The organism is Streptomyces sp. NPDC028289 (assembly GCF_055565975.1).
Map to the genome: position 1 here is coordinate 379323 of NZ_JBVHTI010000001.1, position 21620 is coordinate 400942.

General features: G+C 72.1%; 21 protein-coding genes and 1 riboswitch. Of the genes, 13 read left to right on the forward strand and 8 right to left on the reverse strand.

Annotated elements, in window-relative coordinates:
* Window positions 1-50: 50 nt before the first annotated feature.
* The 5 genes from ACZ4UV_RS01745 (at window position 51) to ACZ4UV_RS01765 (ending at window position 6131) form a co-directional block, all read left to right on the forward strand.
* Entirely contained in the window at window positions 51-830 is a 780-nt protein-coding gene (locus ACZ4UV_RS01745) for an ATP-binding cassette domain-containing protein (protein ID WP_467835284.1), read from the forward strand.
* The gene (locus ACZ4UV_RS01750) at window positions 802-2886 is read left to right on the forward strand and encodes a YhgE/Pip family protein (RefSeq protein ID WP_467835287.1); all 2085 of its coding nucleotides are present in this window, start codon (window positions 802-804) and stop codon (window positions 2884-2886) included. Before ACZ4UV_RS01745 ends, ACZ4UV_RS01750 begins: the two co-directional genes overlap by 29 nt.
* 61 nt (window positions 2887-2947) lie before the next feature.
* A complete protein-coding gene (locus ACZ4UV_RS01755; protein WP_390038069.1) occupies window positions 2948-3574 on the forward strand; it encodes a TetR/AcrR family transcriptional regulator in 627 nt (208 codons plus the stop codon).
* 386 nt (window positions 3575-3960) lie between these two features.
* Entirely contained in the window at window positions 3961-4575 is a 615-nt protein-coding gene (locus ACZ4UV_RS01760; RefSeq protein ID WP_451017289.1) for a DUF4126 domain-containing protein, read from the forward strand.
* A gap of 47 nt (window positions 4576-4622) precedes the next feature.
* Window positions 4623-6131, forward strand: a complete 1509-nt coding sequence (locus ACZ4UV_RS01765) for a phytoene desaturase family protein (protein ID WP_451017290.1) — start codon at window positions 4623-4625, stop codon at window positions 6129-6131.
* A gap of 21 nt (window positions 6132-6152) precedes the next feature.
* Here the strand turns inward: ACZ4UV_RS01765 and ACZ4UV_RS01770 are convergent, their stop codons facing one another.
* The 5 genes from ACZ4UV_RS01770 to ACZ4UV_RS01790 form a co-directional block, all read right to left on the reverse strand.
* Complete coding sequence (locus ACZ4UV_RS01770; protein WP_467835291.1) at window positions 6153-7160, reverse strand: SCO2102 family sporulation regulator; 1008 nt, start codon at window positions 7158-7160, stop codon at window positions 6153-6155.
* 56 nt (window positions 7161-7216) lie between these two features.
* Complete coding sequence (gene metF / locus ACZ4UV_RS01775; RefSeq protein ID WP_451017292.1) at window positions 7217-8140, reverse strand: methylenetetrahydrofolate reductase [NAD(P)H]; 924 nt, start codon at window positions 8138-8140, stop codon at window positions 7217-7219.
* Window positions 8141-8288: 148 nt separating this feature from the next.
* Entirely contained in the window at window positions 8289-8936 is a 648-nt protein-coding gene (gene thiE, locus ACZ4UV_RS01780; RefSeq protein ID WP_451017293.1) for a thiamine phosphate synthase, read from the reverse strand.
* A gap of 33 nt (window positions 8937-8969) precedes the next feature.
* Entirely contained in the window at window positions 8970-9335 is a 366-nt protein-coding gene (locus tag ACZ4UV_RS01785) for an Rv2175c family DNA-binding protein (protein ID WP_451017294.1), read from the reverse strand.
* Window positions 9336-9454: 119 nt separating this feature from the next.
* Window positions 9455-10693, reverse strand: coding sequence for an NAD(P)/FAD-dependent oxidoreductase (locus tag ACZ4UV_RS01790; protein ID WP_451017295.1), 1239 nt, complete (start codon window positions 10691-10693; stop codon window positions 9455-9457).
* 165 nt (window positions 10694-10858) lie between these two features.
* Window positions 10859-10970: riboswitch (TPP riboswitch) on the forward strand.
* On the opposite strand from ACZ4UV_RS01790, the gene thiO reads away from it, so the two are divergent.
* From thiO to ACZ4UV_RS01815, 5 genes are all read left to right on the forward strand, one after another.
* On the forward strand, window positions 10968-12137 hold the full coding sequence (gene thiO, locus ACZ4UV_RS01795) for a glycine oxidase ThiO (RefSeq protein WP_451017296.1): 1170 nt from the start codon (window positions 10968-10970) through the stop codon (window positions 12135-12137). (Overlaps the previous riboswitch by 3 nt.)
* Window positions 12134-12346, forward strand: a complete 213-nt coding sequence (gene thiS / locus ACZ4UV_RS01800; RefSeq protein ID WP_351490443.1) for a sulfur carrier protein ThiS — start codon at window positions 12134-12136, stop codon at window positions 12344-12346. Before thiO ends, thiS begins: the two co-directional genes overlap by 4 nt.
* A gap of 5 nt (window positions 12347-12351) precedes the next feature.
* Window positions 12352-13146 (forward strand): thiazole synthase, encoded by a 795-nt coding sequence (locus ACZ4UV_RS01805; protein ID WP_467835296.1) that lies wholly within the window; start codon window positions 12352-12354, stop codon window positions 13144-13146.
* A gap of 218 nt (window positions 13147-13364) precedes the next feature.
* The gene (pknB, locus tag ACZ4UV_RS01810; protein WP_467835298.1) at window positions 13365-15323 is read left to right on the forward strand and encodes a Stk1 family PASTA domain-containing Ser/Thr kinase; all 1959 of its coding nucleotides are present in this window, start codon (window positions 13365-13367) and stop codon (window positions 15321-15323) included.
* Between the two features lie 34 nt (window positions 15324-15357).
* Window positions 15358-16236, forward strand: coding sequence for a deoxyribonuclease IV (locus ACZ4UV_RS01815; protein WP_451017298.1), 879 nt, complete (start codon window positions 15358-15360; stop codon window positions 16234-16236).
* A 21-nt stretch (window positions 16237-16257) separates the two neighbouring features.
* On the opposite strand, the gene ACZ4UV_RS01820 is transcribed toward ACZ4UV_RS01815, so the two are convergent.
* Entirely contained in the window at window positions 16258-16890 is a 633-nt protein-coding gene (locus ACZ4UV_RS01820) for a sulfite oxidase-like oxidoreductase (RefSeq protein WP_451017299.1), read from the reverse strand.
* 182 nt (window positions 16891-17072) lie between these two features.
* Here ACZ4UV_RS01820 and bfr point away from each other — a divergent pair, with 182 nt between their 5' ends.
* On the forward strand, window positions 17073-17555 hold the full coding sequence (gene bfr / locus ACZ4UV_RS01825) for a bacterioferritin (RefSeq protein ID WP_351490433.1): 483 nt from the start codon (window positions 17073-17075) through the stop codon (window positions 17553-17555).
* Between the two features lie 2 nt (window positions 17556-17557).
* Here the strand turns inward: bfr and ACZ4UV_RS01830 are convergent, their stop codons facing one another.
* Both ACZ4UV_RS01830 and ACZ4UV_RS01835 read right to left on the reverse strand, forming a co-directional pair.
* Window positions 17558-17782 (reverse strand): (2Fe-2S)-binding protein, encoded by a 225-nt coding sequence (locus ACZ4UV_RS01830; RefSeq protein WP_451017300.1) that lies wholly within the window; start codon window positions 17780-17782, stop codon window positions 17558-17560.
* Between the two features lie 148 nt (window positions 17783-17930).
* Window positions 17931-19283, reverse strand: coding sequence for a class II 3-deoxy-7-phosphoheptulonate synthase (locus ACZ4UV_RS01835; RefSeq protein ID WP_390038043.1), 1353 nt, complete (start codon window positions 19281-19283; stop codon window positions 17931-17933).
* A gap of 106 nt (window positions 19284-19389) precedes the next feature.
* Here ACZ4UV_RS01835 and ACZ4UV_RS01840 point away from each other — a divergent pair, with 106 nt between their 5' ends.
* Together ACZ4UV_RS01840 and ACZ4UV_RS01845 are read left to right on the forward strand one after the other, a co-directional pair.
* Entirely contained in the window at window positions 19390-19446 is a 57-nt protein-coding gene (locus ACZ4UV_RS01840; RefSeq protein ID WP_071659820.1) for a trp operon leader peptide, read from the forward strand.
* A gap of 110 nt (window positions 19447-19556) precedes the next feature.
* Complete coding sequence (locus ACZ4UV_RS01845; protein WP_467835304.1) at window positions 19557-21449, forward strand: anthranilate synthase family protein; 1893 nt, start codon at window positions 19557-19559, stop codon at window positions 21447-21449.
* The last annotated feature ends 171 nt before the right edge of the window (window positions 21450-21620 follow it).

A 21620-nucleotide genomic window follows, 5' to 3' on the forward strand; every position in this document is an offset into this window, starting at 1 on the left:
AGTCAGTTCAAAAGAATGCCCGCTTCCGAAGAGAATGCAGGGGGGAACCTGTGCACGGCGTACCTGTCACGGCCGAGCGCCTCGGGCTCAAGGGGCCGCGGGGCTGGGCGTTCCGGGGGATCTCCCTGGACGCCGGGCCCGGCGCGCTGATCGCGGTGGAGGGGCCGTCCGGTTCCGGCCGCACCTGTCTGCTGCTCGCGCTCACCGGCCGGATGAAGGCCACCGAGGGCACCGCGACGGTCGGCGCGGCCCGGCTGCCCAAGCAGCTCGCGGCGGTACGGCGGGTCAGCGCGGTGGCCAACGTGGCCGGGGTCACCGACCTCGAACCCGCCCTGACCGTCGGCGAGCACCTGCGCGAACGGGCCCTGCTGCAACGCCGGTTCGGCGACTCCCTGCGCGATCTGGTGCGGCCGCGCACCGAGCGCAGGGCGCGGGCACAGCACCGGATCGACGACGCCCTGGCCGCCGCCGGGCTCGACCTGGAGTCGCTGCCCAAGGGCGCCCGGACCGCCGTACGGGATCTGGAGCGGATCGAGGCGCTGCGGCTGTCCGTGGCGCTGGCGCTGGTCGGGAAGCCGCGGCTGCTGGCCGTGGACGACGCGGACCTGAAGCTGTCGGAGTCCGAACGGGACCAGGTGCGGGCGCTGTTGGCGTCCATCGCCGAGGCCGGGACGACGGTGGTGGCGGTGTGCGGACAGGCGATGACGGGGGCCGTCGTCGTGCGCACCGGAAGCACCGGGGCGACGGAGACCTCCGAAGAGTCGGAAGCGTCGGAAGAGTCGGAAGACGAGGAGGCCGGCGATGCGCTCGCCGCGACTGGCCGCGCTTGAGCTCAGGCGCTTCGGACGGGGGAAGCTGCCCCGTGCCGCCCTGGTGGCCCTGCTGGTGCTGCCGCTGCTGTACGGCGCGCTGTACCTGTGGTCGTTCTGGGATCCCTACGGCCGCCTCGACCGCGTCCCCGTGGCGCTCGTCAACGACGACAAGGGGGCGACCGCGAGCGGGAAGCGGGTCACCGCGGGCGACGACATCGTGGCCGGGCTCAGGGACAGCAAGAGCTTCGACTGGCACGAGGTGAGCGCCGCCGAGGCCCGCCGGGGCGTCGAGGACGGCACGTACTACCTGTCGCTGACCGTGCCTGCCGACTTCAGCGCGCGCATCGCCTCCAGCGCGGGCGACTCCCCGCAGACCGGCGCGCTCCAGGTGCGCACGAACGACGCGAACAACTACATCGTCGGGCAGATCTCCCGCACGGTCTTCAACGAGGTGCGCTCGGCCGCGTCCACCAAGGCGTCCCGGTCCTTCCTGGACCGGATCTTCGTCTCGTTCGCCGACATCCACGGGCAGACCGTGAAGGCCGCCGACGGCGCCGACACCCTCGCCGGCGGCATCGGGAAGGCCGAGAAGGGGTCGAAGGACCTGGCGAACGGCCTGACGGACGCCAGGACCGGCAGCGCGAAGCTCGCCAAGGGGATCCGGAAGCTGGACACGGGCGCGGGCACGCTGGAGGACGGCTCGCGGCAGGTCGCCGACGGCACCCAGGCTTTGGCGGACCGGGTCGACGGGGTCTACGGCAAGGTCGGCCCGTACCTGGCGCAGAACGAGAAGACCATCGGTGACACCGCCCGGCTGGTCGCCGACTCGGCACAGACCGTCCGCGACAACCTGGGCGTCCTGGTGAAGACCGCTCCGGCGGCCGCGAAGACCGCCCACGCGGCCGCCGAGACCCTGGACCAGGTCTACGCGGCGCGCTGCTCGGCGGACCTGCTGACCGACCCGGTCTGCCCCGACCTGAAGAAGGCCAGGGACGCGGCCGACGACGTGGCCGCCGTCGCCGACGACCTGAACACGCTGATCGCCGACCAGAACGGCGACCTGAAGACGCTCGACGCGAACCTCGGCACGCTCCAGACCCAGGCGCGGGCCCTCGCCGACCGCGCCCCGCACCTCGCCGAGGACGTCGCCGACGCCGTCAAGAAGATCGACAGGCTGAACGAGGGCGCGGCTCGGGTGGCCGCGGGCGCCGCGAAGCTGCACACCGGACTCGGCACGGCCGTCACCGGCGCCACCGGCCTCGACAGCGGCCTCGGCAGGCTCGAGTCCGGCGCCTACGACCTCGACGGCGGGATGTACAAGCTCGCCGACGGGTCCAACACGCTCGCCGGCGGCCTGCACGACGGCGCGGCGAAGATCCCCGACTACGACAAGCAGGACCGCGACGAGCGCACCGGGGTGATGGCCGACCCGGTCCAGCTCGCCTCGCACGACCTGCACAAGGCGCCCAACTACGGCACCGGGTTCGCCCCGTACTTCATCCCGCTCTCCCTGTGGGTCGGCGCGATGGTGGCCTACATGCTGATCCAGCCGCTCAACCGGCGTGCCCTGGCGGCCGGTTCGGCGGCCTGGCGGATCGCGCTGGCGGGCTGGCTGCCGGTGGTCGCGGTCGGGGTGCTGCAGACGGCCGCGCTGATGGCCGTACTGCACTGGGCGATCGGCCTGGAGATGGTCCGCGCGGCCGGGACGGTCGGGTTCCTGTTCCTGGTGGCGGCCTGCTTCGCGGCGATCGTGCAGTGGCTGAACGCGCGCTTCGGGGCGGCGGGACGGATCCTCGTCCTCGCCCTGCTGATGCTCCAGCTCACCTCGGCGGGCGGCACCTATCCCGTGCAGACCAGCCCGGGCTTCTTCAACGCGATCCACCCGTTCCTGCCGATGAGCTATGTCGTGTCGGCGCTGCGGCGGCTGATCACGGGCGGCGGTCTGGGACCGGTGTGGCAGGCCTGTGCCGTCCTGGTGGCCTTCACGGCGGGTGCCCTGGCGCTCACCGCGCTCTCGGCCCGGCGCCGCCAGGTGTGGACGCTGGACCGCCTGCATCCCGAGCTGAGCCTGTGAGGCATCGATGACCTCTTCTTCCGTGCCCGCGGGGGCCGCCGTTCCTGTGAGAATCAGGACCATGGAAAGCAGCAGCACCACGGGCGGCAGCACACGCCGTGAGGCCACCCGGCAGAAGCTCTACGAGGCCGCCGTCACGCTCATCGCCGAGCAGGGTTTCTCGGCCACCACGGTGGACGAGATCGCCGAACGGGCAGGCGTCGCGAAGGGCACGGTCTACTACAACTTCGCGAGCAAGTCGGTCCTCTTCGAGGAGCTGCTGCGGCACGGCGTGGGCCTGCTCACCGCCTCCCTGAAGGACGCCGCCGAGCAGACCGCGCGGGAGGGCGGCAGCCGGGTCGACGCGCTGGACGCGATGGTCCGCGCGGGCCTCGTCTTCATCGACCGCTACCCGGCCTTCACCCAGCTCTACGTCGCGGAGCTGTGGCGCACCAACCGGGCCTGGCAGTCGACGCTGATGGTGGTCCGGCAGCAGGCCGTCGCGGTCGTCGAGGGCGTGCTGCGCGAGGGCGTGGAGAACGGCGAGTTCAGCGACGAGATCGACGTCCAGCTGACGGCGGCCGCACTGGTCGGGATGGTGCTGGTGGCCGCGCTGGACTGGAAGTCCTTCCAGCCGGAGCGCTCCCTGGACGACGTCCACGCGGCGCTGTCCCGGCTCCTGCAGGGGCGGGTGAGCGGGAAGGGTTGAGCCCTTCCGGGACCGGCACGCGCGCGTGGGCGTGCGAAAGCGCCGGCCGCCGGCGGCCGCGTCCCCCGCGGGCCGCCGTCGGACCGGCGCCTTCCGTGCTCCCCCGTGCTCCCCCGGTTTCCCGTCGTCCCCCGGGTCCCCTCTCCCCCGTGTCTCGCTTCCGCCGACGCGAATCGGCGGAAGGAGCGGTCAAGGGCGAAGGTGCCGTTCCGCCGCCCCGTGTCGGCGGTGCCGGGCCCCGCGCCCCTTTCCGTGCCTCCACTCTCTCGTTCACGCAGGTCGCGGCCCATCCGCGCGCGTACTCAACTCGCCTCCTAGGTACGTGTACTCAGGTCTGCGCACCAAGGCCCAGGACGCACGGCCGCCGACTGGTTACGATCGCGTCCGTGTCGGTACTCCCCTTGGTCTTCACCAGCGGCTGGGCCAGCGGAATCAACGCCTACGCGGTGGTGCTGCTGCTCGGCCTCTTCGGCGCGACGGGCCTGAGCGACGACGTCCCCGAGACGCTGCAGCGCCCCGAGGTGCTGATCGTCGCGGGTGTGCTGTTCCTGTGCGAGGCGGTCGCCGACAAGATCCCGTACGTCGACTCGGTGTGGGACTCCGTACACACGGTGGTCCGCCCGGTGGCGGGCGCCTGGGTCGGCGCGTTGCTCGCCGGGCACAGCGGCTCGGTCAACGACGTGGTGGCCGGGCTGGTCGGCGGTTCCACTGCCCTGGCCAGCCACACCGTGAAGGCCGGGACCCGGATGGCGGTCAACACCTCGCCGGAGCCGTTCAGCAACATCGTGCTGAGCTTCGCCGAGGATCTCGGGGTCGCCGGGATCGTGTCGTTCGCGATGTTCCACCCGCTGGCGGCGGCGATCATCGCCGCGGTGCTGCTGGCGACCGGCCTGATCGTGCTGGTGTTCCTGGTCTCCCGGATCCGGCGCTTCTGGCGCCGCCGGGCCCAGCGCCGGGAGGAACGGCGCCTCGCGGCGCAGGTGGGACGGCCGCCCGGCTGACGGCCCGCCGGACCGGACTGTCGGTGGCGGTCGATAAAGTCGCGGGCATGGGACGGATTGCGGTGATCGGCGCCGGGATGGGCGCCATGGCGGCGGCCGCCCGGCTGGCCGTCGCGGGCCACCGGGTGACGGTGTACGAGCGTACGGAGACCTACGGCGGCGGGGTGCGCCGGTTCGAGCGCGGCGGGTTCGCCTTCGACACCGGCCCGGGGCTGCTGCCGCTGCCCGCGGTCTACCGCGACCTGTTCGTCAAGACCGGCAAGGAGCCGCTGGAGGACTGCGTCGAGCTGGTCCAGGTGGACCCGTCGGCCCGGCACGTCTTCGCGGACGGCACGGAGGTGTCGCTGCCGAACGCGTCTCGCGCGGGCGTCGTGGCCGCCCTGGACGAGGCCCTCGGCGCCGGTGCGGGGCAGCGCTGGGGCGACTTCCTGGTGCGGGCCCGGGAGGCCTGGGACCGCACCCGGCGCCCGCTCCTGGAGGAGCCGCTGTGGCCGAACTGGCAGGTGCTCGCCGAGCGCGAGCCGTACCCGGCGGTCCCGCACAAGAAGCTGCTGCGCACGCGTCGGGCGAGCACGCTCTACGAGATCGGCGCCTGGGAGCTGCGCGACCCGCGGTTGAGAGAGCTGCTGGACGGCTACGCGCTCGCACACGGCATCGATCCCGGGATCGCCCCGGCGAGCGCGGCCGTGCTGCCGTACCTGGAGCACGCCTTCGGCACCTGGTACGTGCGGGGCGGCACAAGGGAGTTGGCCCGCGCGGTGTACGAGCGGTGTGTGCAGCGGCGGGTCGAGTTCGTCTTCGGCACCGAGGTCGTACGGGTCCTGGAGAAGGACGGCCGGGCGGCCGGGGTGGAGTTGGCCGACCAGACGGTGGTGGAGGCGGACTTCGTCGTCGGTACGGGGCCGTGGCGGCTGGGCGGCCTGGTCGCGGGCAGGGAGCTGTACCGCGCGCAGGACGTGCGCCCGGAACCCGAGGACCGATACCTGGGCCGGGTGGTCGTGTGTCTGGCGCTGCGCGGTGCGCGGGAGCCGGCCGCCGTGCACCGCACGGTGGTGCACGGCCCCGACGCCGAGGGCGACCTGGACATGTTGGGGCACGGGGAGCTGCCCGACCGGCCGACGGTCGTCGTGGACCGGCCGGACGACCCGGCCCTGCGTCCCGACGCGGGGCACGAGTCCGTGGTGGTGACGGCCACGGTGCCGTCGGCGGCCTGGTACGACTGGGCCGCTCCGGGGGCCGCCGACGCCTTCGCGGACCGCGTGGTGGCCGCCACCGAACGTGCCGTGCCGGGGCTGCGCGAGCGGTTGCTGTGGCGCGAGGTCCGTACGCCCGTGGACACCGAGCGGGAGACCGGCGCCTTGGGCGGTGCGGTTCCGCCGCCTGCGCTGGCCGCGGCGGAGGGCGTGCTGCATCCGTCCAACACCACTGCGCTACCGGGCCTGTTCACCGCCGGCGGCTGGTCGCACCCCGGTGGCGGGCTCCCGCACGCGGGCATGTCGGGCGCGCTGGTGGCCGGGCTGATCGTGGAGGGGCCGGAGTTCCGCGGCTCGCAGTGAGCCGGGTGCAGCGGGAAGGCTTCAGAAACGGTACTGCTCGTCGTACCCGTTGCCCGTGTGGCCCTGCTGCTGCCCCTGGCCCTGCCCGTCGCCCTGGTAGGGGTACTGCTGCTCCTGCGGGAGCTCGCCGCCGTAGGTCTCGTCGGCGCGCTGCTGCGGGACCCAGACACCGCCCGCCGGGGTCTCGCCGTAGCCGCCGGTGCCGTCGCCGTACTGGCCCTGGGCGTAGCCCTGCTGGTCGTACTGCTGGGTGCCGTACGACGACTGGTCGTACCCGCCGCCGTAGGTCTGGTTGCCGATGTACGGGTCGGAGTAGTTGGCGTACTGCTGCTGGCCGCCGCTCGTGTCGTAGCCGTACTGCTGCTGGCCGTAGCCGGAGTAGTCGTAGGCGTAGTTCTGGTCGGTGCCCTGGGCGGCGTACGCCTGGTCCTGGCCGGCGGTCGCGTAGGCGGCCTGCTGCTCGCCGGTGGCGGCGTAGCCGGAGTCGCGGTAGACGCCGTAGGAGCCGGTGTCGTCGGGCATCGGCTGCGGCTCGTACACCGCGGTGGACTCGGCCGCGCCGGGCTCCATGGTGCGGGCCGCCGGGGTGAAGACGTCGTCGCGGTCGTACTCGTCACCGCTGTAGGACGGAGTGCCGTCGGCCGTGGCGTAGGCGCCCCGCTGCTCGGCGTAGGCGGCGTCGGCCGCGTCCGGGTCGGTGGCCTCCAGACCCGGGTCCTCGTCCGGCTCGCCGCGGCGGCGCTTGGTCAGGTCGACGCCGTCACCGTCCGCACCGGGACGCTTGACCGCCCAGCCGGCCTCGAAGCCGCGGCGGAACGACAGGGTGACGTAGGTCTGGCCGACCGCGAAGGCGATCGCACCCACGCCGATCACGATGACCGACGGGATCAGGACACCGAAGACGACCCCGAGGAAGCCGACGAAGGCGAGCAGCCGCCAGCGCAGCCGCGCCTTGTACTGCAGCAGTACCTCGCCGAGCAACCACAGCGCGACGATGCCGAACGCTACGTAGAGGACCGTCCAGCCCATGTACGCCCCTCTCCCTGTGCCCGCTACGCAGTGTGTCGTACTCCGGTGCGGCCGGTCTAGGCCTGCGGGGGATGGTGCAGGCCCAGGTTCTCGTAGATTTCGAGCGTCGCCGTGGAGTTGTTGAGCGTGATGAAGTGCAGTCCTGGCACTCCCTCGGCCAGCAGCCGCGCACAGAACTCCGTGGCGTGTTCGATGCCAATGGAGCGTACCGCCGCCGGATCGTCTTTCGCTGTGAGGATCCGCTCTTTCAGGGCGTCCGGGAAGGCCGCGTTGCTGAGTTTGGGCAGCCGTTCCAGCATCTTCACACTGGTGACGGGCAGGATTTCCGGAATCACCGGGGTCTCGCAACCGGCCGCGGCGACCCGGTCGCGGAGGCGAAGGTACGACTCGGGCTGGAAGAACATCTGCGTGATGGCGTAGTCGGCGCCCGCGCGGCACTTGTCGACGAAGTGCCGGACGTCGGTGTCCCAGTCGCTGGAGCGCGGATGCATCTCCGGGAAGGCGGCGACGCCCACGCAGAAGTCGCCCGACTCCTTGATGAGACGGACCAGTTCGGCCGCGTAGGTCAGGCCGTGCGGGTGCGCCACCCACTCCCCCATCGGGTCGCCGGGCGGGTCGCCGCGCACGGCGAGCATGTTGCGGATCCCGGCGTCCGCGTACTGGCCGATGATGTTGCGCAGCTCGGCCAGCGAGTGGTCGACCGCGGTGAGGTGGGCGACCGGGGTGAGCGTGGTGTCCGCGACGATCTGCTGGGTCTCCCGGACCGTGCCCGCGCGGGTGGAACCGCCGGCGCCGTAGGTCACGGAGACGAAGTCGGGGGCGACCGCCTCGACCCGCCGGAGCGCGCTCCACAGGTTCCGCTCGCCCTTCGGGGTCTTCGGCGCCGAGAACTCGAACGAGTACGTGGTCTTGCCGCCGGCGAGCATGTCGCGCACGGTGCGTGCGCGGTCAGTCCTGGTGGATGCGGTTCCGAGGGCCATACCCGCAGGTTAGTCAGGGGCGGGCGGTCACCCAACCGCACTCGGGATATTTGCCCTAATTGTCGGCCTCTTACGGACCTCGTGTCCGGATACTGGACAAGTTTCCGGACAGCCGGGCACCGCGCTGCCGCTGCCGCTGCCGCCGGCGTTACAGCGACCGCAGCCGCTTCGCGAACTCGGCAGCCGCCGCGCCCGGGTCGTCGGCCGCGGTGAGCGCGCGGACCACGACCACCCGGCGGGCGCCCGCGTCGAGCACCTGGTCGAGGTTGCCGAGGTCGATGCCGCCGATGGCGAACCAGGGGCGGTCGGTGCCCAGGGCGGCGGTGTACCGCACCAGGTCGAGGCCGGGGGCGGGGCGGCCGGGCTTGGTGGGGGTGGGCCAGCAGGGGCCGGTGCAGAAGTAGTCCACGCCGTCCTGCACGGCGGCCGCGGCGGCCTCGGACTCGGCGTGCGTGGAGCGGCCGATCAGGACGTCCGGGCCGAGGATCGCCCGGGCGGCCGGGACCGGCAGGTCGCCCTGGCCCAGGTGGAGCACGTCGGCACCGGCCGCGTGGGCCACGTCCGCGCGGTCGTTGACCGCGAGCAGCTTGCCGTGCCGGGCGCAGGCGTCGGCGAACACGGCGAGGTGCTCCAGCTCCTCGGCGGCCTCCATGCCCTTGTCGCGCAGCTGCACGATGTCGACACCGCCCGCCAGGACCGCGTCCAGGAACCCGGGGAGGTCGCCCTGCTCCTTACGGGCGTCCGTGCACAGGTAGAGCCGGGCGTCGGCCAGCTGGGCGCGGGCGGTGTCGGTCATCGGTGGTCCCCCGTTGTGTCGGTACTGGCTGCCTCAGACGGCGAGCGCCTGGGCGCGGCGCTTCACCTCCGTGCCGCGATTCTCGCTGAGCGCCTGCGCGGGGGTGCCGGGCAGGGTCGCGTCGGGAGTGAAGAGCCACTCCAGCATCTCTTCGTCCGTGAAGCCGTCGTCCCGCAGGAGCGTCAGGGTCCCGGACAGGCCCTTGACGACCTTGTCCCCGTCGATGAAGGCGGCGGGGACGTGCAGCGCCCTGTTCTCACCGCGGCGGACGGCGATGAGCTGGCCCTCCTTGACCAGCTGCCGCACGCGCGTCACCTCGACGTCCATCATCTCTGCGATGTCGGGGAGGGTGAGCCAGGCGGGGACGAGAGCATCGATCTTCGTGTCAATCTCGGTCACGGGGTCAAGGGTAGGCGGTCTGCTGGTTCGGGCGCGATGGGTGGTTGTTTCGGGTGCGGCGCCGTTGGGGGTTGATCACGCCCGCGCGGCGGAGCCGCACATGTCAGAGCCCCGCGCCCCTAAAGGGGCGCTGCAGTGGCGTTCTTCAAAGGGCGGGCCGGGTCGGACAGGGCCTCCGGGTCCATCTGACGGCCCGCCTCGATCAGGCGGCGGCCCTGGGCCAGGTCGCGGGGGCGGCCTACCGCCAGGAGGGCTACCAGGCGGCCCTCGCGGAGCCAGCAGACGCTCCAGGACGGCCCTGTCGGGTCCCCGCGCCAGATCAGGTGGTCGGCGGCGGCGTGGTGGCCGGCGTACTGGACGAAGCGGCCGAACTGTTCGGACCAGAAGTACGGGACCGGGTCGTAGACGGCGTCGGTCTCGCCGAGGATGTTGGCGGCGACCGTGCGCGGGCCCTGGAGGGCGTTGTCCCAGTGGTGGACGAGCAGGCGCTCGGCGTAGCGGCCGGACGGGAAGGAGGCGCAGTCCCCGACCGCGTAGACGTCGGGGGCGCTGGTGCGCAGGCGGTCGTCGGCGAGCACCTCGTGGTGCGGGCCCAGCCCGATGCCGGAGCCGGCCAGCCAGGCGGTGGCGGGGCGGGCGCCGATGCCGACCACGACGGCGCCCGCGGGCAGCCGCGAGCCGTCGTCGAGCACCACCGCGCCGGGCTCGACGCCCGCCACGCGCGCGTGGGTGCGCAGGTCGGTGCCGCTGTCCGCGTACCAGGCGGCCATCGGCGCGGCGACCTCGGCGGGAAGCGCTCCCGCGAGCGGGCGGTCGGCGGCCTCGACCACGGTGACCGCGCAGCCGGCCTCGCGGGCCGCGGTGGCGAACTCGGCGCCGATCCAGCCCGCGCCGACGACCACGATGTCGTGCTGCCGGGCGAGCACGGGCCGCAGCCGCTCGGCGTCGTCCAGGGTGCGCAGCAGATGGACGCCGGGCACGCCCTCGGTGCCGGGCAGCGTGATCGGCTCGGCACCGGTGGCGAGGACCAGGACGTCGTAGGGCACCGGGCCGGCCTCGGTGTCCAGCTCGTGGTCGGTGGTGCGCACGCCCAGCGCCTCGCGGCCGAGCGCCAGCTCGATGCCGAGCGCCTCGAAGTCCACCTCGAAGGCGGAGCCCTCCGACTTGCCGAGCAGCACGGCCTTGGAGAGCGGCGGCCGGTCGTACGGCTGGTGCGGCTCGGCGCCGATCAGCGTGACGGTCCCGGTGAACCCCTGCTCCCGCAGGGCGACGGCGGTCTGCACCCCGGCCATCCCCGCGCCCACGACGACCACGCGCCGCGTCTGTGACGTGCTCCGTCGCTGCGTCTGCTCGCTCACCTGATCACCATAGACAAGAACGATAGACAACTGACAAAGAGTCAGTCAGGGGTCGTGGCGAGTGACCTGTTCCACAGCACTGTCCACAGCGCCGTCCGCAGTGCCGTCCGCAGTGCCGTCCGAGGCCGTCTTACCGGGGCGGAGCGCCGCGGGCTAGGGTGGCGGGGAAGCACACGCGGGAGCCCGGACGCACCGGGCTGAGAGGGAGGCTGGCGGCCTCCGACCGTACGAACCTGATCCGGGTCATGCCGGCGAAGGGAGGGGCTGGACGCCCATGTCCTCACGTACGTCCGACGTCCTCGTCATCGGGGGCGGAATCATCGGCCTGGTCACGGCCTGGCGGGCGGCCCAGCGCGGGCTCGCCGTCGCCGTGGCCGACCCCGAGCCCGGCGGCGGGGCCGCGCAGGTCGCGGCCGGGATGCTGGCCGCCGTCACCGAGCTGCACTACGGCGAGCAGACCCTGCTGGGGCTCAACCTGGCCTCCGCGCGCCGCTATCCCGACTTCGCCGCCGAGCTGACCGAGCTCACCGGCCACGACCTCGGCTACCGGCGCTGCGGCACCCTCGCGGTCGCGCTGGACGCCGACGACCGCGCCCATCTGCGCGAGCTGCACGCCCTCCAGCAGCAGTCGGGCCTGGAGTCCGAGTGGCTGTCCGGGCGGGAGTGCCGGCGCCTGGAGCCGATGCTCGCGCCGGGTGTGCGCGGCGGGCTGCGGGCCGACGGCGACCACCAGATCGACCCGCGCCGGCTGGCGGCCGCGCTGGTGGCCGCGTGCGAGCGGTCCGGGGTGGTGTTCCACCGCGACTGGGCCGAGCGCCTGGAGGTGGTACGGGAACGGGCCGCCGGTGTCCGCACCCGTGCGGGTGAGGCGCTGGGCGCCGGCCAGGTGGTGCTCGCGGGCGGCAGCCTGAGCGGGCGGCTGGCGGGTGTGCCCGACGACGTGCTGCCGCCGGTACGGCCGGTGAAGGGGCAGGTGCTGCGGCTGACCGTGCCCGCCCGGTACGCGCCGTTCCTCAGCCGGACCGTACGGGCCGTGGTGCGCGGCGGGAACGTCTACCTGGTGCCCCGGGACGACGGCGAGCTGGTCGTCGGCGCGACCAGCGAGGAGCTGGGCTGGGACACGACCGTGACGGCGGGCGGGGTGTACGAGCTGCTGCGCGACGCGCACGAGCTGGTGCCCGGGATCACCGAGCTGCCCCTGACCGAGACCCGGGCCGGACTGCGCCCCGGCTCCCCCGACAACGCGCCGCTGCTCGGGCCGACCCGCCTCGACGGACTGCTGCTGGCCACCGGGCACTACCGCAACGGGGTGCTGCTCACGCCGGTCACCGGAGACGTCATGGCGGAGCTGCTGGCCGGCGGCGAGCTGCCGGCGGAGGCCCGTCCGTTCACGCCGAGGCGATTCGGCCCCGTCCCCCGCGAACTTGTGGAGCAGACCGCATGAACCTCTCCGTCACCATCTCCGTCAACGGGGAGCGCCGGGAGATCGCCCCGGGCACCGCTCTCGACTCGCTCGTGCGGTCCCTCACGGCGGCGCCGTCCGGGGTGGCCGCGGCCGTCAACGAGACCGTCGTACCGCGCGGGCAGTGGGCGACGACCGGGCTCGCCGACGGCGACCGGGTGGAAGTCCTGACCGCCGTGCAGGGAGGCTGAGCGCCATGGCCGACGATCCCTTCGTCCTCGGGGATACGACGTTCTCGTCCCGGCTGATCATGGGTACCGGGGGCGCGCCCAGCCTGGAGGTGCTGGAGCGGGCGCTCGTCGCGTCCGGGACCGAGCTGACCACGGTCGCGATGCGGCGGGTGGACCCGGGGGTACGGGGCTCCGTGCTGTCGGTGCTCGACCGGCTCGGGATCCGGGTGCTGCCCAACACGGCCGGGTGCTACACCGCGGGCGAGGCGGTGCTGACGGCACGGCTGGCGCGGGAGGCGCTGGGGACCGATCTGGTCAAGCTGGAGGTCATCGCCGACGAGCGGACGCTGCTGCCGGACCCGGTCGAGCTGCTTGACGCGGCGGAGACGCTGGTGGACGACGGGTTCACGGTGCTGCCGTACACGAACGACGATCCTGTGCTGGCCCGGAAACTGGAGGACGTGGGGTGCGCCGCGGTGATGCCGCTCGGGTCGCCGATCGGGTCGGGGCTCGGGATCCGCAACCCGCACAACTTCCAGCTGATCGTCGAGCACGCGCGGGTGCCGGTGATCCTGGACGCGGGGGCCGGTACGGCGTCGGACGTGGCGCTGGCGATGGAGCTGGGGTGTGCCGGGGTGATGCTGGCGTCGGCGGTGACGCGGGCGCAGGATCCCGAGCGGATGGCTCACGCCATGCGGGCCGGGGTGGAGGCGGGGCGGCTGGCCCGGCTGGCGGGGCGGATTCCCCGTCGGTACCTGGCGGAGGCGTCGTCTCCCGCGGAGGGCCTGGCCGTGCTGGACCCAGAGCGCCCTGCGTTCTGAACGTCGGGCCGCTCCCGCCTTCTTCTCCCACCCACGCACCACCCGAAACTGTGTGCTGAGAAGCGGGGCTGTCCTGTGGGGGCCGGTCGCCGTCGGCGGCTGCGGGGTGAGTGGGTGCATATTTCAGCCAGGTGTGAACCGTCACAGGTGCGCTGCAAGTCCCCCGGGAGAGCGGTCTCACCTGTGGGGGTGTCAGTCGGTGCTCGTACACTCGCGGGGTGGATACGACCCTTCAGGACCCCCTTGTCGGGCAGGTGCTCGACGGCCGGTATCGCGTCGACGCACGGATCGCCGTCGGCGGGATGGCCACGGTCTACCGGGCCCTGGACGTCCGTCTGGACCGTGTGCTCGCGCTGAAGGTGATGCACCCGGCGCTCGCCGCCGACGCGTCCTTCGTCGAGAGGTTCATCCGGGAGGCCAAGTCGGTCGCCCGGCTGGCCCACCCCAACGTGGTGCAGGTCTTCGACCAGGGGGCCGACCGGTCGTACGTGTATCTCGCCATGGAGTACGTGGCCGGCTGCACTCTGCGGGACGTGCTGGTGCAGCGCGGCGCGCTGCAGCCGCGGGCCGCGCTGGACATCCTGGAGCCGGTGCTCGCCGCGCTGGGCGCCGCACACCGGGCCGGGTTCGTGCACCGGGACATGAAGCCCGAGAACGTGTTGATAGGGGACGACGGGCGGGTCAAGGTCGCGGACTTCGGTCTGGTGCGGTCGGTGGACACCGTCACCAGTACGACCGGCGCCGTGCTGGGCACCGTGTCGTACCTCGCGCCCGAGCAGGTCGAGAGCGGGGCCGCCGATCCGCGCGTCGACGTGTACGCGTGCGGTGTCGTGCTGTACGAGATGCTCACCGGGCAGAAGCCGCACGACTCGGACTCGCCCGCGGTGATCCTCTACAAGCACCTGCACGAGGACGTGCCGGCGCCGTCCGCCATGGTGCCGGGGCTGGCCTACGAGCTGGACGAGCTGGTCGCCCTCGGCACCGCCCGTGATCCCGGGGTCCGCCCGCACGACGCGGTCGCGCTGCTCGCCCTGCTGCGGGAGACTCGGAGCGCGCTCCGTGCCGAGCAGCTGGACGCCGTACCGCCGCAGGCGCTGGCCGAGGCGCACGACATCGGCGAGGACCGGACCAGTGTCATACCCCGGTCGCTGACGGTGCCCCGGCCGCTGCCCGTCAACGAGGAGGACGCGGGGGTGCTGCGGACCAGCAGGTTCGAGGCACCGCCCTCCCCCACGCTCGGCTTCGCTCGCGCTGGGGCACCCCCATCCGACCGGCGGCGCGGGGGCCGTCGGTCCCGGCGCGGGCTGGTGTCGCTCGTCGTCGCCGTACTGATCGCCCTCGGCGCCGGCGTCGGCGTCTGGTACATCAACTCCGGGCAGTTCACCAAGGTCCCGCCGCTGCTGTCGAAGACCGAGGCGCAGGCCACCACCCGGCTGAAGGAGGCCGGGCTCGACGTCGGTTCGGTCGAGCACGCCTACAGCGACACGGTGAAGCGGGGCACGGTGATCAGCACCGACCCGGCGGCCGGCAGGCGGATCCGCAGCAACGACTCGGTGAAGCTCACCATCTCCGACGGCCCGGAGACGGTGAACGTGCCGGACGTGCAGGGGCGGACGCTGGCCAGGGCCAGGCTGCTGCTGACCGCCGACGGGCTCGAACCGGGCATGGTGACACGGGAGTTCAGCGAGGACGTGGCCAAGGGGTCGGTCATCTCGACCGATCCGGGGGCGGGTGCGAAGCGGCACGCGGGGACCGCGATCGCGCTCGTCGTCAGCAAGGGTGCCCCGGTCGACGTCCCGGACGTCACCGGCGACGACCTGGACGACGCCCGGCAGGAGCTGCAGGAGGCCGGGCTGAAGGTGACGGTGTCCGCCACCGAGGTCAACTCCGAGTACGACCAGGGGCAGGTCGCACGGCAGACCCCGGCGGGCGACGCCCAGGCCGCCGCGGGCGACACCGTGACCCTGACGCTGTCCAAGGGCCCGGAGCTGGTCGAGGTACCGAACGTGGTCGGGGCCAATGTCGACGACGCGACCAAGCTGCTGGAGCAGTCCGGTTTCCAGGTCAAGGAGGACCGGGGGCTGCTCGGGCTGTTCGGCGACACCGTGAAGAAGCAGTCGGTGGACGCCGGCGAGCAGGCGCCCAAGGGGTCGACGATCACGATCACCATCCGCTGACCGGGTGCGGGCCGCGCCGTGACACCCTTGACGGGTGAAGAGTCAGCAGTCAGGTCCCGCCCGCAACCCCGTCGGCGGCCACGTCCCGGTGGCCGGCGGTCTGCACTCCGTGGGGCTGTCGTACGCCCGTGAGCTGAAGGCCGAGACCGTGCAGGTCTTCGTCGCCAACCCGCGCGGCTGGGCCACCCCCGCGGGCAGCCCGAAGCAGGACGAGGCGTTCCGTGCGGCCTGCGCGGAGGAGTCGATCCCGGCGTATGTGCACGCTCCGTACCTGATCAACTTCGGTTCGCACACCGAGGCGACCGTGGACAGGTCGGTGGAGTCGCTGCGGCACTCCCTGCGGCGCGGCCGGGAGATCGGGGCGCTCGGGGTGGTGGTGCACACCGGGAGCGCGACCGGCGGCCGGGCCCGGGACGTGGCGCTGAAGCAGGTACGGACGCGTCTGCTGCCGCTGCTCGACGAGCTGACCCACGACGACGACCCGTTCCTGCTCCTTGAGTCCACCGCCGGACAGGGCGCGTCCCTCTGTTCCCGGACCTGGGACTTCGGCCCGTACTTCGAGGCGCTGGACGCCCATCCGAAGCTGGGTGTCTGCCTGGACACCTGCCACATCTTCGCCGCCGGCCACGACCTGACCGGGCCGGGCGGGATGCACCGGACGCTGGACCTTCTCGTGTCGACCGTCGGCGAGGGGCGGCTGAAGCTGATCCACGCCAACGACTCGAAGGACGTGGTGGGCGCGCACAAGGACCGGCACGAGAACATCGGCGCCGGGCACATCGGCGAGGACGCGTTCCGCGCGCTGATGACCCACCCGGCGACCGCGGGCGTACCGCTGGTCATCGAGACGCCCGGCGGCAAGGAGGGGCACGCGGCCGACGTCGAGCGCCTCAAGCGGCTCCGGGAGAGCTGAGCCGGCCCCGTCACCGGCGGCTCAGAGTTCCGGGCCGTCCCCAGGTCCCTCCTGGTAGGAGTAGCGCTGTTCCTTCCAGGGGTCGCCGATGTTGTGGTAGCCGCGCTCCTCCCAGAAGCCGCGGCGGTCGGCGGTCATGTACTCGACGCCACGGACCCACTTGGGGCCCTTCCAGGCGTACAGGTGGGGGACGACCAGGCGGACCGGGAACCCATGCTCGGCGGTGAGGAGTTCACCGTCCTTGTGGGTGGCGAAGAGGGTGCCCTCGGCGGCGAAGTCCGCGAGGCGCAGGTTGGAGCTGAAGCCGTACTCCGCCCAGACCATCACATGGGTGACCTCGGGAGCGGGCGGTGCGATCTCCAGGACGGTCCGCGCCGGGATCCCGCCCCACTCCGCGCCGAGCATGCTGAACTTCGTCACGCAGTGCAGGTCGGCGACCACGGTGGTGTACGGCAGGGCCGTGAACTGCTCGTGGTTCCAGATGTGCGCGCCCCCGTCGGCGGTGGCGCCGAAGACCCGGAACTCCCAGCGCTCGGGCCGGAACCTGGGCACCGGGCCGTAGTGCGTGACCGGCCAGCCGCGCTGCAGCCGCTGTCCCGGCGGAAGCGCGGCTCCCGCGGTTTCCCGAGACGCGCGCTCCACCGGATGACCCATGCCTTCCATCCTGACAGACCACGGGCAGTGCATCTGACCAGGCAGACCCACCGGAGATCGACAAATCGGTCAACTGGCGCCATGCATCCACTTACTTACTAAGTACGCACTTACTGGACGATCTTCTATGCCGGTGCAATCATGCGCCGCAAACACCCCAGTCCGTGGAAGGAGCCTCTGCGATGCAGGGCGACCCCGAGGTCATCGAATTCCTCAACGAGCAGCTCACCGGTGAGCTCACCGCGATCAACCAGTACTTCCTGCACGCGAAGATGCAGGAGAACTTCGGCTGGTACAAGCTCGCGAAGTACACCCGGCACGAGTCGTTCGACGAGATGAAGCACGCCGAGGTGCTCACCGACCGGATCCTGTTCCTGGAGGGGCTGCCCAACTACCAGCGACTGTTCCACGTCCGCGTGGGGCAGACCGTCAAGGAGATGTTCGAGGCCGACCGGCAGATCGAGGTGGAGGCGATCGACCGCCTCAAGCGCGGGATCAAGACGATGCGCGAGAAGGGCGACATCACGTCCGCGAACATCTTCGAGGACATCCTGAAGGACGAGGAGCACCACATCGACTACCTCGACACCCAGCTGGAGCTGGTGGAGAAGCTCGGCGAGGCGCTCTACATCTCCCAGATCATCGAACAGCCGGAGAGCAGCTGAGGCTAGGCCGCCTCATCCAGTTCGGAGAGCACCGGGCGGCCCTGTTCCGCAAGCTCGCGGCGTGGAAAGGCGCCGCGGCCGAGGATCGCCTGGATGCGGCGGACGCACGAACCGCAGTCCGTGCCCGCCTTGCAGGCGGACGCTATCTGGCGGGGGGTGCAGGCACCGTCCTCCGCGTGCCGCTTGACCTGCGCCTCGGTCACCCCGAAGCAGCTGCAGACGTACACGCGGATTCACCTCCCGCCGGGATCGATCAGTGGCGCCCTCCCGATTGATCGGTGAGGCAAACCTAACCTTACCCATCACTCGGCGAGCGCAAAAGTGGAAGGGGCGCGGATCGTCTGTGATCCGCGCCCCACCTCGCACAGGTACCGGCTACTGGTCCCGGTACATCTCCGCGACGAGGAACGCCAGGTCCAGGGACTGGCTGCGGTTCAGCCGCGGGTCGCAGGCCGTCTCGTAGCGCTGGTGCAGGTCGTCGACGAAGATCTCGTCGCCGCCGCCCACGCACTCGGTGACGTCGTCACCGGTGAGCTCGACGTGGATGCCGCCCGGGTGGGTGCCGAGGGTCTTGTGGACCTCGAAGAAGCCCTTGACCTCGTCGAGCACGTCGTCGAAGCGGCGGGTCTTGTGGCCCGAGGCCGCCTCGAAGGTGTTGCCGTGCATCGGGTCGGTCACCCAGGCCACGGTCGCGCCCGAGGCGGTGACCTTCTCGACCAGCTCGGGGAGCTTGTCGCGGACCTTGTCCGCCCCCATCCGGACGACGAAGGTCAGCCGGCCCGGCTCGCGGTCCGGGTCGAGGCGGTCGATGTACTTCAGCGCGTCCTCGGCGGTCGTCGACGGGCCGAGCTTGAGACCGATCGGGTTGCGGATCTTCGAGGCGAATTCGATGTGCGCCCCGTCCAGCTGCCGGGTGCGCTCACCGATCCACACCATGTGCGCGGAGACGTCGTACAGCTTGCCGGTGCGCGAGTCGACCCTGGTCAGGGCGGACTCGTAGTCCAGCAGCAGCGCCTCGTGCGAGGAGAAGAACTCGACCGTCTTGAACTCCTCGGGCTCCGCGCCGCAGGCCCGCATGAAGTTCAGTGCGTTGTCGATCTCGCGGGCGAGCTGCTCGTAGCGCTGGCCGGACGGGGAGGACTTCACGAAGTCCTGGTTCCAGGCGTGCACCTGGCGCAGGTCCGCGTAGCCGCCGGTGGTGAAGGCACGCACCAGGTTCAGCGTCGAGGCGGAGGCGTTGTACATCCGCTTCAGCCGCTCGGGGTCCGGGATCCGCGAGGCCTCGTCGAAGTCGAAGCCGTTGACGGAGTCGCCGCGGTAGGTCGGCAGGGTCACGCCGTCGCGGGTCTCGGTCGGCTTGGAGCGCGGCTTGCTGTACTGGCCGGCGATCCGCCCCACCTTCACCACGGGCACCGACGCGGCGTACGTCAGTACGGCACCCATCTGGAGCAGGGTCTTGAGCTTGTTGCGGATGTGGTCGGCCGACACCGCGTCGAAGGCCTCGGCGCAGTCGCCGCCCTGGAGGAGGAACGCCTCGCCCTTGGCGACGGCCGCCATCCGGGCGCGCAGCTGGTCGCACTCGCCCGCGAAGACGAGCGGCGGATACGACTCCAGCTCCGCGACGACTGCGCGCAGAGCCTCGGGGTCGGGGTACTCGGGCTGCTGCGCCGCGGGCAGGTTTCGCCAGGTGTTGCCAGCGCCGAGGCTGGTCTTAGCGTTCACGGTCACCTCGTAAACATTACGGGGTCGTGTCGCCATATTTTCCTCCGGCTCGACTGGTGAGACGCTGCGATTGTCCTGTGGACAGGGCGCGGGGTGGGGTAGGGTCCTCGGCATGTTCGCGCATTCGACCCAGAACTGGTGGTGGACCGCTTCTCCGGCGGCCCACTGACTTGCGCGTACGCAAGACTTCGCGAAGGCCGCCCGGAGGGGCGGCCTTCGGCGTTTCCGGGGCCGTTCCTCTCCCACCCTTCCCACCCGACAAAGGACCGCAGAGGAACCATGGACCTGAACCAGCTGCTCCACGACGACCGCCCCTTCGCCCTGCTCCGCCGCCGCACCCCCGGCCACGACGAGAACACGGTGGAACTCCTGCTCGGCCCGGTCACCGCCCGTGACCGGCTCGCCGACCTGCCCGAGGAGGGGCTGGCCCTGATCCCGTACCGGCAGATCCGGGAGCGGGGGTTCGACGTCAGGGACGACGGGACGCCGCTGCAGGTGCTGACCCCGACGGTGGTATGTCACATTCCACTGGACGAGGCCCTCGCCGCCCTCCCCTCCCACGACGTCCACGTCGAGTCCGGCGCCTTCGACGTCGACGACGACGCGTACGCGGAGATCGTCGGCCGGGTGCTGCGCGAGGAGATCGGCCGGGGCGAGGGCGCGAACTTCGTGATCCGGCGGACGTACGAGGGCGAGATCCCCGGCTTCGGGCGCGCCGACGCGCTGGCCCTGTTCCGTCGCCTCCTCGAGGGCGAGCGGGGCGCGTACTGGACGTTCGTGGTGCACACCGGGGACCGGACACTGGTCGGCGCCAGCCCTGAGGTGCACGTGCGGATGTCCGGCGGCACGGTGGTCATGAACCCGATCAGCGGCACGTACCGCTACCCCGCGGAGGGCCCCACCCCCGAGCACCTGCTCGGCTTCCTCGCCGACGGCAAGGAGATCGAGGAGCTGTCGATGGTCGTCGACGAGGAGCTCAAGATGATGTGCACGGTGGGCGACATGGGCGGTGTGGTCGTCGGACCGCGGCTGAAGGAGATGGCGCATCTCGCACACACCGAGTACGAGCTGCGCGGACGGTCCTCGCTGGACGTGCGGGAGGTCCTGAAGGAGACCATGTTCGCGGCGACCGTCACGGGGTCGCCGGTGCAGAACGCCTGCCGGGTGATCGAACGGCACGAGGTCGGGGGGCGGGGCTACTACGCCGGTGCGCTGGCCCTGCTCGGCCGCGACTCCGGCGGCGCCCAGACCCTGGACTCCCCCATCCTGATCCGCACCGCGGACATCGACGCGGACGGCCGGCTGCGGGTGCCCGTCGGCGCCACCCTGGTGCGCGGCTCGGACCCGGTGAGCGAGGTCGCCGAGACGCACGCCAAGGCGGCGGGCGTGCTGGCGGCCCTCGGGGTACGGCCGGCCCGGCCGCGCGCCGAGCGGACCGGCCCGCGACTGGCGGACGACCCCCGGGTGCGGGCCGCGCTGGACGGGCGTCGGGCCTCCCTGGCGCCGTTCTGGCTGCGGATGCAGGAACGGACCGGCGAACTGGCCGGGCACGCGCTCGTGGTGGACGGCGAGGACACGTTCACGGCGATGCTCGCGCACGTGCTGCGAGCCGGCGGGCTCGACGTCACCGTCCGCCGGTACGACGAGCCGGGGCTGCGGGCGGCCGTGCTCGCGCACGAGGGCCCGGTGGTGCTGGGCCCGGGGCCCGGTGACCCGTCCGACCTGGCCGATCCGAAGATGCGGATCCTGCGGGAGCTGGCGGCGACCATGATCCGGGAACACCGGCACGGGGTGCTGGGCGTCTGCCTCGGGCACGAGCTGATCGCGGCGGAGCTGGGGCTGGAGATCGTCCGCAAGGAGGTCCCCTACCAGGGGGCGCAGACGACCGTGGACCTGTTCGGGCGGCCGGAGACGGTCGGCTTCTACAACAGCTTCGTGGCCCGCTGCGACGACGAGGCGGCGCGGGAGCTGGCGGCGCACGGGGTGGAGGTGAGCCGGGCGGCGAACGGCGAGGTGCACGCCTTGCGGAGGCCACGTCGTGCCGGAGGCACGCCGAAAAACGCAGTCGCCGGGGTGCAGTTCCATCCCGAGTCGGTGCTCACGTTGAACGGGGCGGTGATTGTGCGGGAGCTGGTGGGGCAGTTGCGCGGTACTGGAACAGTTCGGGCTTGAGTTTCGGGTGCGGGGGCGTGGGGGCTGGTCGCGCCCACGCGGCGGAGCCGCATATCGAATACAGCCTCGCGCCCCTTGGGTATCTCGCCGCAGCCGTTGCGTCGAAGCTCGGCCTCGTCGGACGCCTCTGCGCGCCGTCACGGGTGGCCGTGGCGGCGCGCGGGCCGAGCG

Coding starts and splice junctions, on each gene's coding strand:
- metF (WP_451017292.1), bottom strand. CDS start 8,140: ATGGCCCTCGGAACCGCATCCACCAGGACTGACCGCGCACGCACCGTG.
- ACZ4UV_RS01755 (WP_390038069.1), top strand. CDS start 2,948: ATGGAAAGCAGCAGCACCACGGGCGGCAGCACACGCCGTGAGGCCACC.
- ACZ4UV_RS01750 (WP_467835287.1), top strand. CDS start 802: ATGCGCTCGCCGCGACTGGCCGCGCTTGAGCTCAGGCGCTTCGGACGG.
- thiS (WP_351490443.1), top strand. CDS start 12,134: ATGAACCTCTCCGTCACCATCTCCGTCAACGGGGAGCGCCGGGAGATC.
- ACZ4UV_RS01765 (WP_451017290.1), top strand. CDS start 4,623: ATGGGACGGATTGCGGTGATCGGCGCCGGGATGGGCGCCATGGCGGCG.
- ACZ4UV_RS01820 (WP_451017299.1), bottom strand. CDS start 16,890: ATGGGTCATCCGGTGGAGCGCGCGTCTCGGGAAACCGCGGGAGCCGCG.
- ACZ4UV_RS01770 (WP_467835291.1), bottom strand. CDS start 7,160: ATGGGCTGGACGGTCCTCTACGTAGCGTTCGGCATCGTCGCGCTGTGG.
- thiO (WP_451017296.1), top strand. CDS start 10,968: ATGTCCTCACGTACGTCCGACGTCCTCGTCATCGGGGGCGGAATCATC.
- bfr (WP_351490433.1), top strand. CDS start 17,073: ATGCAGGGCGACCCCGAGGTCATCGAATTCCTCAACGAGCAGCTCACC.
- ACZ4UV_RS01845 (WP_467835304.1), top strand. CDS start 19,557: ATGGACCTGAACCAGCTGCTCCACGACGACCGCCCCTTCGCCCTGCTC.
- thiE (WP_451017293.1), bottom strand. CDS start 8,936: ATGACCGACACCGCCCGCGCCCAGCTGGCCGACGCCCGGCTCTACCTG.
- ACZ4UV_RS01805 (WP_467835296.1), top strand. CDS start 12,352: ATGGCCGACGATCCCTTCGTCCTCGGGGATACGACGTTCTCGTCCCGG.